13 protein-coding genes are annotated in these 13,361 nt (G+C 69.8%); 12 read left to right on the top strand and 1 reads right to left on the bottom strand.

Annotated elements, in window-relative coordinates:
• Positions 1-3: 3 nt before the first annotated feature.
• The 5 genes from prcB to hisF all read left to right on the top strand — a co-directional run bounded on the left by prcB (position 4) and on the right by hisF (position 4,768).
• A complete protein-coding gene (gene prcB / locus ATL42_RS05825) occupies positions 4-864 on the top strand; it encodes a proteasome subunit beta (protein ID WP_098454538.1) in 861 nt (286 codons plus the stop codon).
• Positions 861-1,583: a proteasome subunit alpha gene (gene prcA / locus ATL42_RS05820; protein WP_098454537.1), complete on the top strand. Its 723-nt coding sequence runs from the start codon at positions 861-863 to the stop codon at positions 1,581-1,583. Before prcB ends, prcA begins: the two co-directional genes overlap by 4 nt.
• The gene (pafA, locus tag ATL42_RS05815) at positions 1,580-2,944 is read left to right on the top strand and encodes a Pup--protein ligase (protein WP_098454536.1); all 1,365 of its coding nucleotides are present in this window, start codon (positions 1,580-1,582) and stop codon (positions 2,942-2,944) included. The genes prcA and pafA overlap by 4 nt, the downstream gene beginning before the upstream one ends.
• Before the next feature lie 113 nt (positions 2,945-3,057).
• Positions 3,058-3,894 (top strand): FKBP-type peptidyl-prolyl cis-trans isomerase, encoded by an 837-nt coding sequence (locus tag ATL42_RS05810; protein WP_169925347.1) that lies wholly within the window; start codon positions 3,058-3,060, stop codon positions 3,892-3,894.
• A gap of 100 nt (positions 3,895-3,994) precedes the next feature.
• The gene (gene hisF, locus ATL42_RS05805; RefSeq protein WP_098454534.1) at positions 3,995-4,768 is read left to right on the top strand and encodes an imidazole glycerol phosphate synthase subunit HisF; all 774 of its coding nucleotides are present in this window, start codon (positions 3,995-3,997) and stop codon (positions 4,766-4,768) included.
• A 41-nt stretch (positions 4,769-4,809) separates the two neighbouring features.
• Here the strand turns inward: hisF and ATL42_RS05800 are convergent, their stop codons facing one another.
• Positions 4,810-5,448: a TIGR03085 family metal-binding protein gene (locus ATL42_RS05800; RefSeq protein WP_098454533.1), complete on the bottom strand. Its 639-nt coding sequence runs from the start codon at positions 5,446-5,448 to the stop codon at positions 4,810-4,812.
• Between the two features lie 75 nt (positions 5,449-5,523).
• On the opposite strand from ATL42_RS05800, the gene ATL42_RS05795 reads away from it, so the two are divergent.
• The 7 genes from ATL42_RS05795 to trpC all read left to right on the top strand — a co-directional run bounded on the left by ATL42_RS05795 (position 5,524) and on the right by trpC (position 13,286).
• The gene (locus tag ATL42_RS05795; RefSeq protein WP_098454532.1) at positions 5,524-7,341 is read left to right on the top strand and encodes an ABC transporter ATP-binding protein; all 1,818 of its coding nucleotides are present in this window, start codon (positions 5,524-5,526) and stop codon (positions 7,339-7,341) included.
• Positions 7,338-9,239: an ABC transporter ATP-binding protein gene (locus ATL42_RS05790; RefSeq protein WP_098454531.1), complete on the top strand. Its 1,902-nt coding sequence runs from the start codon at positions 7,338-7,340 to the stop codon at positions 9,237-9,239. Before ATL42_RS05795 ends, ATL42_RS05790 begins: the two co-directional genes overlap by 4 nt.
• Before the next feature lie 110 nt (positions 9,240-9,349).
• The gene (hisI, locus tag ATL42_RS05785) at positions 9,350-9,766 is read left to right on the top strand and encodes a phosphoribosyl-AMP cyclohydrolase (protein ID WP_098454530.1); all 417 of its coding nucleotides are present in this window, start codon (positions 9,350-9,352) and stop codon (positions 9,764-9,766) included.
• Positions 9,763-11,355 (top strand): anthranilate synthase component I, encoded by a 1,593-nt coding sequence (locus ATL42_RS05780; protein WP_425443186.1) that lies wholly within the window; start codon positions 9,763-9,765, stop codon positions 11,353-11,355. Before hisI ends, ATL42_RS05780 begins: the two co-directional genes overlap by 4 nt.
• Complete coding sequence (locus ATL42_RS05775; protein WP_098454529.1) at positions 11,352-11,969, top strand: Trp biosynthesis-associated membrane protein; 618 nt, start codon at positions 11,352-11,354, stop codon at positions 11,967-11,969. Before ATL42_RS05780 ends, ATL42_RS05775 begins: the two co-directional genes overlap by 4 nt.
• A gap of 59 nt (positions 11,970-12,028) precedes the next feature.
• A complete protein-coding gene (locus ATL42_RS05770; RefSeq protein ID WP_098454528.1) occupies positions 12,029-12,298 on the top strand; it encodes an HGxxPAAW family protein in 270 nt (89 codons plus the stop codon).
• Positions 12,299-12,473: 175 nt separating this feature from the next.
• Entirely contained in the window at positions 12,474-13,286 is an 813-nt protein-coding gene (gene trpC / locus ATL42_RS05765) for an indole-3-glycerol phosphate synthase TrpC (RefSeq protein WP_098454527.1), read from the top strand.
• The last annotated feature ends 75 nt before the right edge of the window (positions 13,287-13,361 follow it).

Below are 13,361 nucleotides of genomic sequence, written 5' to 3'. Positions count from 1 at the left end.
CATATGACGGACGAACCGTCGGGCCGTCTCCCACGATCGTTCACGACGCCGGGTACGTCGTCGTTCGTCGACTTTCTGGCGTCACATTCCCCGTCGATGCTTCCTGGGGGGCGTCCGCTGCCGCAGGGGGACGTCCCGGCGAGCCCGCGGGCCACGACGATCGTCGCTGCGACCTTCGAGGGCGGTGTCGTCATGGCGGGGGACCGCCGGGCGACGATGGGCTCGATGATCGCCAACCGCGAGATCGAGAAGGTGTTCGCAGCGGACGAGTACTCCGCTGTCGGCATCGCAGGGTCGGCGGGCATCGCTCTCGAGCTCGTGCGCCTCTTCCAGCTCGAGCTCGAGCACTACGAAAAGATCGAGGGCACGCTCCTCTCTCTCGACGGGAAGGCCAACCGGCTCTCGACGATGATCCGGGGCAACCTCGCGCTCGCCATGCAAGGACTGGCGGTCGTCCCGCTGTTCGCCGGGTACGATCTGGCGGCCCAGGTGGGCCGCATCTTCTCCTATGACGTCACCGGTGGCCGTTACGAGGAGCTCGAGCACCACAGCGTGGGCTCTGGTTCGGTGTTCGCCCGCGGTGCGCTGAAGAAGCTCTGGCACCCTGGCCTCGACGCGGCAGGGGCGGTGCGGGTGGTGGTCGAGTCGCTCGTGGACGCGGCGGACGACGACTCGGCGACCGGCGGGCCGGACACGGTGCGCAAGATCTGGCCGGTCGTGGCGACGATCGATCGTGACGGATTCCGCAAGGTACCGGACGCCGAGCTCGAGGAGACGGTCGACGCGATCCTCGCGGCGCGCACCGAGCAGTCACGCATCGCTCGCGCGAGCCACGCACCGCGTCACGGGGGTGACCTGCTGTGAACATGCCGTTCTACGTCTCGCCGGAACAGCTCATGAAGGACCGCGCGGACTACGCGCGCAAGGGTATCGCCCGCGGCAGGTCCGTCGTCGTGGCCGGGTACGACGGCGGTATCGCTTTCGCGACGGAGAACCCCTCACGGGCCTTGCACAAGATCTCGGAGATCTACGACCGCATTGCGTTCGCTGCCGTCGGGAAGTACAACGAGTTCGAGAACCTGCGCGTGGCCGGTGTGCGGTACGCAGACCTGCGCGGATACTCCTACGACCGTGCCGACGTCAGCGCGCGCGGGCTGGCGAACGCGTACGCCCAGACGCTGGGGACGGTCTTCACGACCGAGTCGAAGCCGCTCGAGGTCGAGCTCATCGTCGCTGAGGTCGGCCGGAGCGCCGCACAAGACCAGATCTACCGGTTGTCCTATGACGGTTCGGTCGCGGACGAGCACGGTGCGGTGGTCATCGGTGGACAGTCCGAACAGCTCGGTGAGGTGCTCAGCGACGGGTGGCGCCCCGACCTCTCGCTGCCGGAGGTCCTCGCCCTGATCCGTGACGTGCTGGCGACACCGGACGCAGAGGGCGCCGACGGCGCACCGGCGCGCGAGATCACGTCGACGAGCCTCGAGGTCGCTGTCCTCGACCGCGAGCGTCCGCGACGAGCGTTCAGACGTCTCGCGGGCACGGCTCTCGATGATCTTCTCGGCGCGCAAGGAGTGCAGTCATGAGTACCCGCCGCATCTTCGGCCTCGAGACGGAGTACGGCGTGACGTGCGCCGCCCCGGACGGTCACGGGCTCTCTCCCGACGAGGTCGCGCGATATCTCTTCCGCAAGGTCGTCGCCTGGGGCAGGTCGTCGAACGTCTTCCTGCGCAACGGCTCGCGCCTCTACCTCGACGTCGGGTCCCACCCCGAGTACGCGACGGCGGAGTGCGACGACGTGCGTCAGCTCATCGCCTACGACCGCGGTGGTGAGCGCATCCTCGAAGGCCTCGTCGCCGATGCGCAGAACCGGCTCGAGCTCGAGTCCATCCCGGGCACGATCCACCTGTTCAAGAACAACACCGACTCTGCAGGCAACTCCTACGGGTGCCACGAGAACTACCTCGTGCGCCGCCAGGGCGACTTCTCGCGGCTCGCGGACATCCTCGTCCCGTTCCTCATCACACGACAGATCCTCACCGGCGCCGGCAAGGTGCTGCCGGGACCGCGGGGTGCGACGTTCTGCCTGTCGCAGCGAGCCGACCACATCTGGGAGGCGGTCTCGAGCGCGACCACGCGCTCGCGTCCCATCATCAACACCCGGGACGAGCCGCACGCTGATGCCGAGCTCTATCGCCGGTTGCACGTCATCGTGGGCGACTCCTCAATGGCGGAGCCGACGACGATGCTCAAGGTCGGCGCGACGGACATGGTGCTGCGCGTCATCGAGGCAGGCATCCCGATGCGGGACATGGCTCTGGAGAACCCGATCCGGGCGATCCGTGAGATCAGCCACGACATGACCGGCAAGGCGCCGATCGTCCTCTCGTCGGGCCGGACGGTGACAGCGGTCGACCTGCAGCAGGAGTATCTCGTCCGGGTCCGGGACTTCGTCGAGGCGAGCGGCGAGATGACGGCGACGGACAAGAGGGTCTTTGACCTCTGGGAGCGTGGTCTTCTCGCGTTCCAGGCGGGGGACATGACTCCGGTCGAGCGCGAGCTCGACTGGGTCATCAAGCACCGGCTCATCCGCCGCTACCAGGAGAAGCACTCGATCGAGTTCGGCGACCCGCGGATCGCGCGCCTCGACCTCGCGTACCACGACATCTCGCGGACCGAGGGGCTCTACAACCTGCTGGCGGCCCGCGGGATGGTCGAACGGGTCGCGAGCGACATCGAGGTCCTCGAGTCGACGGCTGTCCCGCCTCAGACGACGCGCGCGAAGCTTCGGGGCGACTTCGTCCGCAAGGCCCAGGAGGCCAAGCGCGACTACACGGTCGACTGGGTGCACCTCAAGCTCAACGACCAGGCGCAGCGCACGGTCTTGTGCAAGGACCCGTTCCAGAGCGTCGACGAGCGTGTGGAGCGCCTCATCGAGAGCATGTAGCGCCCGGCGCCGAGCGCGTCAGCGCGTCGGTAGGATGTGTCCCCATGCGCCACTGGAGAATGCGAACGGTCAGAACCGGACTGGGTGCCCTCTCGCTCGGTCTCTGTCTTGCGGTGACTGCGTGCGGCCCCTCGCCGGAGCCTGTCCCGACGCCCACGGTCGCGCCCGCGCCGGTCGTGGACATCTCCGGGACCGGTGGGCAGGCCCCAGTCTTCACGTACACGGCCCCGCTCCTCGTCGAGACGCCGCTGACCGAGGTCGTGTGGACGGGGGACGGCGAGCCGGTCGTCGACAACCAGCCGGTCCTCCTGAAGATCTACTCCGAGAACGCGACGGACGCGACGGTGGTCCGAGACGACTTCGCCTCGTTGCCGAAGCCCTACCTGCTGAGCCCGGAATCGATCGGCAGCGATCTCTACACCGTCATCAGCGGGCAGACCATCGGCACACGGATCCTGCACGTCGTCGAGACTGACGACGTCCCGCTGGTCATGAGCATCGACATCCTCTCGTCTCGCGCGGTCGGCGAGGCGAGAGCGCCGGCCGACGGGCTGCCGACCGTCGAGTACGACGCGAACGGGGTGCCCACGGTCAGCGTGGCCGCGGAAGCCGTCCCGCCGACCAGCCCGGTGGTGCAGCAGCTCATCCGTGGGACGGGAGCGCAGATCACCGCAGGTCAGAAGGTCATGATCCAGTTCGTCGCGGTGAAGTGGTCGAACAGTGAGCTCTTCGACACCACGTGGGGCGCTGACCTCCTGCCGGAGACGGTCACGTTGGGTGAGGACCAGCTCATCGAGGGGTTCGACGAGGGCCTGGTCGATCTTCCGATCGGGAGCCAGGTGATGCTCGTGATCCCTCCCGGGCTGGGTTTCGGGCCGAGCGGGAACGACCTGTCCGCCGAGACGCTCGTGTATGTGGTCGACATCCTGGCGGCCTCACCGGCAGCATAGGTACGACCTCGGCGGTGAGACCTTCGCCGCCGACAGACGACGCCCCCGTAGTCTTCGTGCAGAACCACGGGCGTGCGCCCCCGCGAGGAAGCAGAAGTCGATGTCAGTCTCAGTCCGTGTGATCCCGTGCCTCGACGTCGATGCTGGCCGCGTCGTCAAGGGCGTCAACTTCGAGAACCTCCGCGACGCAGGCGACCCTGTCGAGCTCGCGCGGACCTACGATGCCGGCGGCGCCGACGAACTGACGTTCCTCGATGTCTCGGCATCATCGGGGGACCGGGAGACGACGTACGACGTGGTGCGCCGGACCGCAGAAGAGATCTTCATCCCGTTGACGGTGGGTGGCGGTGTGCGCAGCGCGGACGACGTCGATCGCCTGCTGCGCGCTGGGGCGGACAAGGTCGGGGTCAACACGGCGGCCATCGCGCGCCCGGAGCTGCTCGCTGAGATCGCCGATCGTTTCGGCAGCCAGGTCCTCGTGCTGTCCATCGATGCGCGTCGTGTCACCGGAGACACGCGCACGGAGTCGGGCTTCGAGGTGACGACGCACGGTGGCCGACGCGGCACGGGGATCGACGCTCTTCGATGGGCTGTCCAGGCGGCGGAGCTCGGTGCGGGGGAGATCCTTCTCAACTCCATGGATGCTGACGGCACCTACGGCGGCTACGACCTCGAGATGCTGTCCCTCGTCCGCCGCGAGGTCGGTGTGCCTCTCATCGCGAGCGGCGGCGCCAGCACCACCGACGACTTCGTCGCCGCCGCGCAGGCCGGAGCCGACGCAGTCCTGGCGGCCAGCGTCTTCCACTTCGGCAAGCTCTCCATCCACGAGGTCAAGGGAGCGATGCAGACCGCTGGCCTCGAGGTCCGCGTCTGAACCACGCGGTGGCTCAGACGCGGTTGCTCAGGCTCGGTCGCTCAGCCGCGGGGAGCCGGCGCAGGAAACCGTACGGCGAGCGCAGCGACGTCCTCCGGGAGCCCCTCGACCGTGACGTCGGCCACAGCGCCACGTCCGAACGCGTGCAGCGCGAGCTCGCTCGCCTGACCGGAGATGACGACGCTCCCGCTTCCGGACCGTGGCTTGCGTACCACCGTGCGCGGTCCGTCGGTGACCGCGAGGACCACACCGACCGGAGCAGGCCGGTACAGGAGCCGCGCAAAGTACCGGAGCTGCGCCCACAGTGCACGCTCGAGAGCCTGCTCAGGCACCGCCCGCGCAGCGCCGTCCTGCGGGCCCGCACGCACGACGTCCTGCAGGTGCACGTGGTACTCGAGGAGGTTCATCTGCTCGCCGGCCCAGCGTGCAGGGCTCCACGCCGCCGGGGTCCGTGCGAACGACGTCACGAGAGCATCGAATGCCGGACGCTCCGTCGCACCAGCGACGGCACGCTCGAACGGTGCGCCGAACACCGCCCACGGCTTGTGCTCACGCAGCACCAGGTGCGTGGCGAGGTGAGCGGCGCTCCACCCCTCGCAGAGGGTAGGTGCGCCAGGGCCGGCGAGCGCGAGCGCCTGCGCCAGGCGAGCACGTTCTGTTGCGTTCCACGAGTTCGACATGGTCGTAATGGTGGCACGGCCCGATGCCCTGGGCTGTGAGACGATCGATCCTCCCATCGAAAGGACATCGGCTTCGTGAGTGTGCACGCCCTCCAGGGGTCACGGACCCGCCGATCGTTCCTTCTCGTCACCCGTGGTCTGCGGACCGAGTGGCGCGTCTACGTCTGGGCGATCCTCTCGTCGGCGCTCTTCGGTGGTCTCACCGTCGCGGTCAGCAGCATCCTCGGCGAGGTCACCGACCGTCTCGTCCTCCCGGCGCTCGCGGGCACGATCGACGTCGGAGCCATCTGGCTCGGTGGGCTGGCGCTCGCCGGCCTTGCGCTGTCTCTCGCGCTGAGCGTCGCGGCACGCCGGGTGCTCGCCGGCGTCGCTGTAGCGAACCTCCAGGCCCGTCACCGCAGGGCGGTCACCGGCAGGTACCTCGAGCTCCCTGTCTCGTGGCACCGTTCGCACCCGACCGGACAGCTGTTGTCGAACGTCAGCTCGGACGTCGAGGCTGCGACCGGCGTCTTCAACCCGCTGCCGTACGCGCTCGGTGTGTGCGTGATGATCGTCATCGCTGCGGGCGCGCTGCTGAGCATCGACGTCTGGCTCGCGGTCGCAGCCTTGAGCGTCCTACCGGTCGCCGTCGCGGTGAACGTCGTGTTCCAGCGGTACATGTCGCCGGCGATCACCCACGCGCAGCAGCTGCGCGCGCAGGTCGCCGACGTCGCCCACGAGAGCTTCGAGGCGGGGCTCCTCGTCAAGGCGCTCGGGACCCAAGAGCGTGAAGAGCGTCGCTTCGCAGACAGGACCGAGGCGCTGCGGGCGGCGAACGTCCGGGTAGGGACCGTGCGCGCCGCGTTCGACCCCGTCATCGAGTTCCTGCCCTCCCTCGGCACGCTCCTCGTCCTCGGCGTCGGAACGGTGCGTGCAGCGGGCGGTCACGTGAACACCGGAGACATCGTCGCGGCTGCCTATCTGCTGACGATGATGGCTGTGCCCGTGCGGGCCTTCGGCTGGGTGCTCGGTGAGCTGCCCCGCGGTCTCGTCGGTCATGACCGGATCAGCCAAGTCCTCGACGCTCGAGGTGCTCTCGTCGAGGGCACGGTCGAGCGCGCTGGCGCCGACGTGGACGTCCGAGGGGTGCAGGTCGACCTCGTCGACGTCGGGGTCACGGTCCGTCTGCCAGCCAGCGAGGCGCACCTCGTGCGGGACGTCACCCTGACGGTCCCTGCGGGCACGACCGTGGCGGTCGTCGGCCCGACAGGCGCGGGCAAGACGACGCTCGTCTCCCTGCTGAGCAGGCTCTCCGACCCCACGAGCGGCCAGGTGCTGCTCGACGGCGTCGACGTCCGGTCGCTGACGCCCCGCAGCCTGACGGCTGCAGTCGCGCTCGTCGCGCAGTCGACCTTCATCTTCGAGGACACGATCCGGGCCAACGTGACGCTCATGGACGACGACGACCCCGCGAGCCCGAGCGACGACGAGGTCTGGGCCGCGCTGCGCCTCGCGCGGGTCGACGACGTGGTCCGCGCGCTGCCCGACGGTCTCGGTTCCCCGCTCGGCGAGCGCGGCGCGAACCTCTCGGGCGGTCAGCGCCAGCGCGTCGCCATCGCCCGAGCGCTCGTGCGCAGGCCTGCGCTTCTCGTCCTCGACGACGCGACCTCGGCCGTCGACCCGCAGGTCGAGAGGTCGATCCTCGCAGGCCTGCGTGCGTCGTCCGGGACGACGGTCGTCATGGTCGCGTACCGGATGTCGAGCGTCGCGCTCGCCGACACGGTCGTCCACCTCGACGCAGGCAGGGTCGTCGACGTCGGCACCCACGACGAGCTGCTCGTCCGCGACCCCGGCTACCGCGACCTCGCCCTCGCCTACCAGCGTGAGGCAGCACGACGACAGGACGAGGAATGACGACCGCACGCGACAGGTCCCCGAAGGGCAGGCCCTCGACGGCCGCGGCCCCAGACGGCTCGGCCCCAGACGGCTCGGCCCCAGACAGCTCGGCCCCTGACGGTTCGACCGCGCACGGCTCGATCGCTTCGACGAGCGAGGCGAGCGTCCTCGCGACGCTGCGCCGTGGTCTGCAGGTCTCTCCCGAGATCCTCGACGGCGTGGTCGTCACGCTCGTCTTGGCCGTCCTTGCGGCAGCTGGGCGCGTCGTGGTGCCGTTGGCGGTCCAGCAGACCGTCGACACCGGGATACTCGCCGAGGGCGGGGTCGACCAGCGTCGGGTCCTCGTGCTCGTGGCGGCTGCCGCGGTGGTCCTGCTCGTCGCGGGGACCTGCTCCGCGCTCGTCAACGTGCGCCTCTTCCGAAGCACAGAGGCGGGGCTGGCCACGCTGCGCGTCAAGGCGTTCAAGCACGTGCACGCGCTGTCGGTGCTCTCCCAGGGCACGGAGCGGCGCGGGTCGCTCGTCTCGCGGGTCACGTCGGACGTCGACACGATCTCGCTGTTCGTCCAGTGGGGCGGGATCATGCTCCTCGTCTCCGTCCTGCAGGTGCTGGCCGCGACCGTCCTCATGTGCCTCTACTCGTGGCAGCTCGCCGTGCTCGTGTGGGTGTGCTTCGTCCCGCTCTTCTTCGTCCTGCGCCCGGCGCAGCAGAAGGTCAGCGAGGCCTACACGCTCGTGAGGTCCAGGGTCGGCGCGCTGCTCGGAGCGGTCTCCGAGGCTGTCGTGGGAGCCGAGACCATCCGCGCGTACGGCGTGGGAGCGCGCACGCGTCGTCGTATCGACGCAGCGATCGACGACCACCGCTCGGCGGCGGTCCGCGCTCAGAAGCTCGTGAGCGTCGTGTTCTCGTCGGGGGTGCTCGTCGCCAACCTGGTGCTCAGCGTCATCGTCGTCGCGGGGACCTACCTCGGTGTCGGTGGCGGGCTCACCGTCGGTGAGCTCCTCGCGTTCCTCTTCCTCGTCCAGCTCTTCACGGGTCCCGTGCAGATGGCGACCGAGGTGCTCAACGAGCTGCAGAACGCGGTCGCCGGGTGGCGACGCGTCCTGGCCGTCCTCGAGACGCCCGTCCTCGTGCCGGACCCTGGCGCTGACGGCGTCACCACCCCGCGAGGCCCTGCGACGATCGAGCTGTGCGACGTCTCCTTTTCCTACCCGGGCGGGCCCGAGGTCGTGCACGGCATCGACCTGCACATCCCGGCGCGCACGCGCGTCGCCGTCGTCGGCGCCACCGGGTCGGGTAAGACGACCATCGCCAAGCTGGCCACCCGCCTCATGGACCCGACGCGGGGCCGAGTCTTGCTCGACGGCGTCGACCTGCGCGAGATCTCCGAGAAGACCTTTCGGGAGCGGGTCGTCATGGTTCCGCAGGAGGGCTTCCTGTTCGAGGGGACGCTCGGCGAGAACATCGCCTACGGCTACCGCGGCGGCGACGACGGTCAGGCTGCGGCCCTCGAGGGCGTCGTCGGCGCGCTCGGGCTGGGGGACTGGCTCGCCGACCTCCCGGGCGGTCTCGACACCGAGGTCGGCCAGCGCGGAGAGTCCCTCTCCGCGGGTGAGCGACAGCTCGTCGCGATCGCCCGGGCCTACCTCGCGGGTGCCGACCTCCTCGTGCTCGACGAGGCGACGTCCGCTGTCGACCCGGCAGCCGAGGTCCGTATCGCCCGCGCGCTGGACTCGCTCACCGAGGGCCGCAGCACGATCACGATCGCACACCGGCTGTCCACCGCGGAGGCCGCCGACGTCGTGGTCGTCGTCGAGGCGGGCCTGGTCGTCGAGGTCGGGCCGCACAGCGAGCTCGTCGCGGCAGGCGGGCCGTACGCGTGCATGCACGCGGCGTGGGTGGTCCAGACGCACTGACGGCCGCCCGGCTGTCCGTGCTGCGAATCGACTAGGGCCGCCCGCCACCGACGTGGGAAGATCCACAGGTGTCTACGACCCCCGCACCCAGGACAGCAGAACCCCGACCCGTGCCGGCGAGCACTCTCGCCCACGCCGTCGCCGAGCGCCTCACCCGTGACCCCGCCGGCCTCGTCGCCGCGATCGTGCAGCAGCACGACACGCGAGAGGTCCTCATGCTCGGCTGGATGGACGACGAGGCGCTCGCTCGCACGCTCTCCTCCGGACGCGTGACGTTCTTCTCTCGCTCTCGGCAGGAGTACTGGCGCAAGGGCGACACCTCAGGGCACATCCAGCGGGTCAAGCGCGTGTCTCTCGACTGCGACGGCGACGCGCTGCTCGTCGAGGTCGACCAGGTCGGTGCGGCGTGCCACACCGGAGAGCGGACGTGCTTCCTCACAGGAGGCGACCTCGACGCCGTCGACGGCACGGACACGATCGACAGCGCGCCCACCGAGGCGCACGAGCACACGGAGGACGAGTCGTGACCGCAGCTCCCGCGCAGCACCTGCCCCGTGCAGGCAGCCCGACCCCGCACACGCTGGTCTGGGGCGAGACATGGCCCGTCCTCGAGGACTTCCGGACGCTGGCCGGCGAGCGCCGCGTCGTCCCTGTCGTCCGCCGTCTCCTCGCCGACGACGTCACTCCTGTCGGCCTCTACCGCACGCTCGCGGCCAGCAGACCAGGGACGTTCATCATGGAGTCCGCCGAGATCGACGGTGGATGGTCCCGCTACTCATTCATCGGTGTCGCCTCGCGGGCGACCCTCACCGTCGACGGTGACCTGGCGGTCTGGCACGGAGACGTCCCGGCAGGCGTCCCGACCACGGGCGACCCCCTCGAGGTCCTCGAGGCGACGCTGCGGGTCCTGCACACCGAAGCGATCGACGGGCTCCCGCCGCTCACCGGAGGGCTCGTCGGAGCGCTCGGCTGGGACGTCGTGCGACGCTGGGAGCCCACCCTGCCCGCCACGACGCCCGACGAGCTCGGCGTCCCGGAGATGACGCTGTGCCTCGCGAGCGACCTCGCCGTCGTCGACCACGTGGACGGCAGCGTGTGGCTCGTCGCCAACGCGATCAACTTCGACGACACCGTCGACCGCATGGACGAGGCGCACGCCGACGCCGTGCGGCGTCTCGACGACATGGAGGCTCGCCTCGTCGCCGGAGCAGGGACAGGTGGGATCGACGTGCCACGCGTCCTGGTCGACACCCCCGAGCCCGAGCTCGAGTTCCGCTCCACGCGCGAGGAGTTCGAGGAAGCCGTCCGTCAGGGCAAGAAGGCCATCGTCGACGGCGAGGTCTTCCAGGTCGTCCTCTCGCAACGGCTCGACCTCGAGTGCACGGCGTCCCCGCTCGACGTCTACCGGGTCTTGCGGACCATCAACCCGAGCCCCTACATGTACTACTTCCAGCTCGTCGACGCCGCGGGTGCGGACTTCGCCGTCGTCGGGTCCAGCCCTGAGACCCTCGTCAAGGTGACCGACCGACGTGTCGTGACGTTCCCCATCGCGGGATCGCGCCCACGCGGTGCCACGCCCGCCGAAGACGTCGAGCTCGGCATCGAGCTCCTCGCGGACGCCAAAGAGCTCTCCGAGCACATCATGCTCGTCGACCTCTCCCGCAACGACCTCGTCAAGGTCTGCGAGCCCGCCACCGTCGAGGTGGTGGAGTTCATGGCGATCAAACGGTTCAGCCACATCATGCACATCTCCTCGACCGTCGTCGGAGCGCTGCGCGAGAGAGCCACTGCTCTCGAGGTCTTCCGCGCAGCGTTCCCCGCAGGAACGCTGTCAGGCGCCCCGAAGCCCCGAGCCATCGCCCTCATCGACGAGCTCGAGCCCGCGTCGCGAGGGATCTACGGCGGGACGGTCGGCTACTTCGCGTTCGACGGCACCATGGACATGGCGATCGCCATCCGCACAGCACTCATCCGGGCAGGACGCGCGAGCGTGCAGGCCGGCGGGGGGATCGTCGCCGACTCCGTCCCGGCGCTCGAGTACGCGGAGTCCAGGAACAAGGCCGCAGCAGCGGTCCGCGCCGTCCAGGTCGCGAGCAGGCTGGCGGCGCGAGCATGACCGCACCCGAGGTGCCCGCCGTCGAACCTGCCGAGCCTGCCCAGCCTGCCCAGCCCGCCCGGCCAGGACGGCGTCGCGTGGTCCTCCTCCTGCTCGTCCTCGGTGCAGCGAGCCTCGCGAGCGCCGCCCCGGTCTGGTTGCGCTCCTCCGGCGCGACAGCGCTCGCCGAGCGCGTCGACGTGACCGTCACCGGCACCAGCGCCGCCCCCGGTGTCAGCGCAGCAGCGCTCGTCGTGATCGCAGCGGCCCTCGCGCTCGGCCTCGTCGGCAGGGTCGGCCGATGGTTCGCGCTCGCGGTCGTCTGGCTGGCGGGTCTTGTCGCGGGTGGGTCTGCCCTCGCGGTGATCCGCTCGCCTGCCGACGCAGCGCGCACGGCGGTCGCCGAGGCGACCGGGATCGTCGCCCCACCCGACACCGTCGACGTCACGATCTTTCCGTACCTCACCATGGTGCTCGCGCTCGCTCTCCTGGCAGCAGTCGTGCGGGAGGTCGTGGCGCCCGTGGACTGGAGCCGGCAGGCTCGGCGGTTCGACTCGCCACAGAAACAGGCCGGTCCGCCCGACGACGAACAAGAAGCATGGGACGCACTGACCCGTGGCACCGACCCCACCTGAGTCGGGAACCTCCGAGGCATTCGGTAGTCTGGGACTACATTTGATGAAAGGCAGCACCCATGGCTGACAGCTCCGCGCAGACAGAGATCTCCTATCTGCCTCCGTCCTCACCACCCGCGAACCACGGGCACACCCGGGCCGCGTGGTTCACGACGATCGTCGTGGTCCTCGGCTCGACCATCGCCGGCGTCGCGATGTGCATCGCCATGATGTGGATGATCTGGGTCGGCGCGGCCGTCGTGCTCGTGGGGCTCGTCGGCGGGAAGGCCTTGGCCGTCGCCGGCTATGGACAGGCTCCGCTCGGCACCGCGGACACGAACACCCACTGAGCACCGCTCGCCGGCCCACCCGTCCCGTCTCACGGCAGCACGGCTGGACCGACCACGCGGAGCGCGGCCCTACGATGGCTCGTAGATGTTCCCCGAGGAAGGCCGGACACCTGGTGTCCGGCCTCGGGGGCAGGCTCGGGTTCGGAGCACCACAGCGTTCGGGGAAAGAGGCGTCATGACGGTACTCGATGACATCATCGGCGGTGTTCGAGAGGATCTCGCGGTGCGCGAGGCGGCGACGCCGCTCGCAGCGCTCAAGGAGAAGGCTCTTCGTCAGGCGAACGCGCTCGAGTGCGTGAGCCGTCTCAGCGGCGAGGACGCGGTCGCTGTCATCGCGGAGGTGAAGCGATCCAGCCCGAGCAAGGGTGCGCTCGCCCCGATCGCTGACCCGGCCGCGCTCGCTCGCGAGTACGAGAAGGGCGGGGCGTCGGTCATCTCGGTCCTCACGGAGCAGCGACGCTTCGGCGGGAGCCTGGCCGACCTCACGGCTGTGCGAGCCGCTGTGGACATCCCGATCCTGCGCAAGGACTTCGTCGTCTCGCCGTACCAGGTGTGGGAGGCGCGGGCCTACGGCGCGGACCTCGTGCTCCTCATCGTGGCGGCGCTGGAGCAGACGGTCCTCGAGTCGCTGGTCGACCGTGTCCACTCGTTGGGCATGACCGCGCTCGTCGAGGTGCACACTCTCGACGAGGTGGCACGCGCGGTGGACGCCGGTGCACGGCTCATGGGTGTCAACGCTCGGAACCTCAAGACGCTCGAGGTCGACCGCTCGACCTTCGCGGCTCTTGCGCCCGCCATCCCGACAGGGACGGTGAAGATTGCCGAGTCCGGGGTCCGGGGCCCTCTCGACGTCATGGACTACGCACGGTCCGGCGCCCACGCGGTGCTTGTCGGAGAGGCGCTGGTGACCGGGGAGTCGCCGCGCTCCGCCGTCGCGGATCTCGTCGCGGCGGGCTCGCACCCGTCGCTGCGCGCGGTCCGCCACTGATCGACGATCGATCTGTTCCCACCTACGTTCTTCCCCTCCGGTGCGTCGGACGCCCGGTGTTCCGTGCGTCGCGGT

The sequence above is a fragment of the Sanguibacter antarcticus genome (genome assembly GCF_002564005.1).
GTDB classification, from domain to species: Bacteria; Actinomycetota; Actinomycetes; order Actinomycetales; family Cellulomonadaceae; genus Sanguibacter; species Sanguibacter antarcticus.
The sequence above is the reverse complement of the archived record's forward strand: the minus strand, read 5'-3'. Positions and strand labels throughout refer to the sequence as shown.